Genomic DNA, 3,956 nt, shown 5'->3' with positions numbered 1-3,956 from the left:
CGCCCTCGGCGCCGCCTACGCCGCCGGCCTCGCCGTCGGCTTCTGGAACACCACCGAAGAACTCCGCCAGAACTGGAACGAGGACAAACGCTGGCTGCCCACCTGGGACGAGCACCAGCGACAGGAGGGGTACGCGGGCTGGAAGAAGGCCGTGGAGCGTACATATGGCTGGGTGGAAGTTGACTAAGCACTGGCCGTCGGGAACGGTGGGGCCGCTGCGCCGGGGGTAGATGATCTAGCATCCGCCGCGCCGGCGCCGTCCCGCCCGGGGCGGCTCGCGCCGGCCCGCCCGAGAGGATCCGCATGCCCAGCCGCCTCGCCGCAGCCGCCCTCACCGCCGCCGGGACGCTCGCCCTCGCGCTCGCCGGCGCGCTCGCCTCGGGCCCCGCGCAGGCCGCGCCCGCCCTGCCGCAGGCCGCACCGCCCCAGGCGCCGCACGCCGAGCGGGCGCAGGTCGACTTCACGGGGATCGTCGCGTTGAGCAACTGCTCGGGCTCCCTCGTGCGCGGGCCCCGGTCGCGGGACACCGACCCGGCGCTGGTGCTGACCAACGGCCACTGCCTGGAGTCGGGCATGCCGGAGGCCGGCGAGGTGATCGTGAACCGGAAGTCGTCCCGGACGTTCACGCTCCTCGACCGGACGGGCGGCGAGGACCTCGGCACCCTCCAGGCCACCAGGGTCGAGTACGCCACGATGACCGACACCGACGTGACGGTGTACCGGCTGAACACGACCTACGCCGCGATCCGGAAGCGCTACGGGATCCCCGCGCTGCGCCTGTCGACGGCGAAGCCGCACGCGGGCACGGAGATCCGCGTCGTGTCCGGGTACTGGCGGAAGATCTACGGCTGCAGGATCGACGCGACCGTCCACCGGCTGCGCGAGGCCGACTGGACCTGGAAGGACTCCATCCGCTACGCGCCGCAGTGCCGGACCGTCCACGGGACGTCCGGGTCGCCGGTCGTCGACGCCCGGACGGGCCAGGTCGTCGGCATCAACAACACCGGCAACGACGACGGCGAGCGCTGCACGCTCAACAACCCGTGCGAGATCGACCGCGCCGGGCACGTCACCGTCCGGCAGGGCAGCCACTACGGGCAGCAGACCCACCTGCTCGCCCGCTGCCTCGGCAAGGGCAACGCCGTCGTGCTGAGCGGCTCCTGCGCACTGCCCAAGCCCTGACGCCGGCCCGTCCCACCACCTGAGGACGCCTCGGTCACACGGTGCCGGTAGTCTCGGGAAGGACCCGGAGACGGGGAACGGCGGTGGGGCCCGCCGTGCCTGGACGGCGAACCGCGGCACGTTCCGCCAACGGTCCCTACCGGTGAGTGCGTCGTACTGGTAGGAGTGTGCCCCGTGACCGGCCGTCCCGTTGATTCCGATGTCGACCTCCATGTTCCGAGGCAGCGCTCCGAGCTGCGCGACGCGCCGTGGGCGGTGCTCGGGGCCATAGCGGCCGGCGGGGCCCTCGGGGCGCTCGCGCGGTACGGGCTCGGCAGCGCGTTCCCCCACCGCGTGGGGGAGTTCCCGTGGGCCGTCTTCTGGGTGAACGTCTCGGGGTGCCTTCTGATCGGGGTGCTGATGGTTCTCGTCACCGAGACGTGGCAGGCGCACCGGCTCGTGCGGCCGTTCCTCGGCGTAGGGGTGCTGGGCGGCTTCACCACGTTCTCGACCTACATCGTCGACGTGCAGGAGATGGTGGGCCGCGGTGCGCCGCTGGTGGGGCTGGCCTATCTGGCCGGGACGCTCGCGGCAGCGCTCGCGGCGGTCTGCGCGGGCGTCCGCGTGACCCGGCTCCTGGCCCGGCCCCGCCGCCGGGAGGCGGTCGCGACGGTGCGGTACGCGGAGCGGAGCGAGGCGGGCGGGCAGTGACCATCGTGCTGATCGCGCTGGGCGCCGCGCTCGGAGCCCCGCTGCGCTACCTCACCGACCGGGCCGTCCAGGCCAGGCACGACTCGGTGTTCCCGTGGGGGACGTTCACCGTCAACGTCGCGGGTTCCTTCGTCCTCGGCCTGCTCGCGGCGCTGCCCGCGCACGGCGGCGTCGCGGCCTTGGCCGGGACGGGGTTCTGCGGCGCGCTGACCACGTACTCCACGTTCGGCTACGAGACCCTGCGCCTCGCCGAGGACGGCGCGCGCTTCTACGCCGTGGCCAATGCGGGGGCGAGCATCGTCGCGGGCCTCGGCGCGGCCTACTGCGGGATGGCGATCGCGCAGGCCGTCACCGGGTGAGAAACCTGGCGCGGCCCAGGCTCGCAGTTCGGGGCACTTGGCTCCGAGCTCGCGAGTGGGCCGCGAGGTGACTCTGCCCAAGGCGCCCTCTCCGTAAACCGGTAGGTGTCTGGACTGTCACCGCGCGGGAACCGCCACGTTCCGTCCCGGTCACAGCCGCTCCGGACATGGGAGGGACGGTGCCGGGTAGCAGGGTCGCAGGGGCGCCTCCTCCGCGTCCGGGGGCGCCCGGCTAGGCCCGAGGCGGCGGAAGGCGGCTGGCTGATGCGCGTGCTGGTGACGGGATGGCCGAGCTTCCTGCACGGTGAGGCGACGGCGGGCGACGTCCTGGCGATGGAGGCCGTGCGGGCGGCGCTGGCCGGGGCCGGGGTCGAATGCCACCTGGCGTGGAGCCCGGTCTTCCGGCCGGGGGGCCTGGACCTCGACCGGGCCGACCCCGCCTTCTACACCCACCTGGTGTTCGCCTGCGGGCCGCTCCACGGCCCGCAGATCGAGGAGCTCCACCGCAGGTACGCGCGCTGCACGCGGGTCGCCGTGGGCGTGTCGGTCATCGATCCGGCGGACCCGGCGGTCACCGGGTTCGACGCCGTCCTCGCCCGGGACGCGCCGGTCGAGGCGCCGCGGCGGGACCTGGCGGCGCTGCCCGCGGCGCCGTCGGTGCCCGTGGCGGGGGTCGTGCTCGCGCCGGGCCAGGCCGAGTACGGCGACCGGCGGCGCCACGACCGGGTCGAGGAAGAGCTGGTGGAGTGGCTCGCCGGCCGCGAGTGCGCGCGGCTGCCGCTGGACACGCGGCTCGACCCGCGCGACTGGCGCCTGTTCACGACGGCGGCGGAGCTGGAGTCGGTGCTGCGCCGGCTCGACGTGGTGGTCACGACGCGGCTGCACGGCCTCGTCCTGGCGCTGAAGAACGGGATCCCCGCGCTGGCGGTGGACCCGGTCGGCGGCGGCGCGAAGGTCGCCGCGCAGGCGCGCGCCTGGTCCTGGCCCGCCGTCGTGACCGTGCCGGCGGCGCGGACCGGCGAGCGGATCCTCGACGCGGCCGAGCTCGACCGCTGGTGGGCGTGGTGCCTGTCGCCCGAGGGCGCCGGGCGGGCCCCCGCGCATCCGGCGGACGGCGCGCTGCTCGGCGAGCTGATGGACGTCCTCGGCGTGCGTTAGGGGCCCGCCGATACCGGGAAGTTCCTGCATTTCAGGCAAAGGAAGGAGCGTCCGCCATGCGACACGAGGAGTTCATCGGACAGGTCCAGGACCGGGCCCGCCTTCCGGGGTGGGGGGAGGCCGAGCGGGCGTCCCGCGCGACCCTGGAGACCCTCGGCGAGCGGGTTCCCGAAGGGCTCGCCGACAACCTCGCGGCGCAACTGCCGCACGAGATCGGCGAGCACCTGCGGCGCACCGAGGTCTACGGCGGCGCCGGCAGCGGGGAGCGCTTCGACAAGCACGGCTTCGTCGAGCGCGTCGCGATCCGGGCCGGAACGGACGAGGCCCGGGCCGCGTTCCTCGCGCGGAGCGTCCTCGGGGTGGTGGACGACGCCACCCAGGGGTCGATCACCACGAAGGTGCGCGAGTCGCTGCCTCCCGACATCCGGGAGCTGATGCCCGCCGGCCACTCCGGCTGACCGCCGCACGGTCGGAAGAGGCGCGGGGCCGGTGCTCACCCTGGTGTTCCAGGGGACGTGGGCGGAGGGCCTGCTCGGCTTCACCTCCACCGGCTCGGTCGGCTCCCGC

At 74.5% G+C, this 3,956-nt stretch carries 5 protein-coding genes and 1 pseudogene; all 6 read left to right on the top strand.

Annotated features, from left to right (window positions below; translation table 11 throughout):
* Positions 1-187 (top strand): annotated as a pseudogene (locus AB0C21_RS43240) (glycerol kinase); the annotation flags it as partial.
* Between the two features lie 116 nt (positions 188-303).
* Positions 304-1,182 carry a S1 family peptidase gene (locus tag AB0C21_RS43235; RefSeq protein WP_500212327.1) on the top strand — a complete coding sequence of 293 codons (879 nt, stop codon included), beginning with the start codon at positions 304-306 and terminating at the stop codon, positions 1,180-1,182.
* Between the two features lie 174 nt (positions 1,183-1,356).
* Complete coding sequence (locus AB0C21_RS43230; protein ID WP_500212326.1) at positions 1,357-1,872, top strand: fluoride efflux transporter FluC; 516 nt, start codon at positions 1,357-1,359, stop codon at positions 1,870-1,872.
* The gene (gene crcB, locus AB0C21_RS43225; RefSeq protein WP_500212325.1) at positions 1,869-2,231 is read left to right on the top strand and encodes a fluoride efflux transporter CrcB; all 363 of its coding nucleotides are present in this window, start codon (positions 1,869-1,871) and stop codon (positions 2,229-2,231) included. The genes AB0C21_RS43230 and crcB overlap by 4 nt, the downstream gene beginning before the upstream one ends.
* 264 nt (positions 2,232-2,495) lie before the next feature.
* Complete coding sequence (locus tag AB0C21_RS43220) at positions 2,496-3,389, top strand: polysaccharide pyruvyl transferase family protein (protein WP_500212324.1); 894 nt, start codon at positions 2,496-2,498, stop codon at positions 3,387-3,389.
* A 56-nt stretch (positions 3,390-3,445) separates the two neighbouring features.
* Entirely contained in the window at positions 3,446-3,847 is a 402-nt protein-coding gene (locus AB0C21_RS43215; protein ID WP_149258601.1) for a DUF2267 domain-containing protein, read from the top strand.
* Positions 3,848-3,956 lie beyond the last annotated feature (109 nt).

This window comes from Spirillospora sp. NPDC049024, assembly GCF_040649235.1.
Taxonomy (GTDB): Bacteria; Actinomycetota; Actinomycetes; order Streptosporangiales; family Streptosporangiaceae; genus Spirillospora.
The sequence above is the reverse complement of the archived record's forward strand: the minus strand, read 5'-3'. Positions and strand labels throughout refer to the sequence as shown.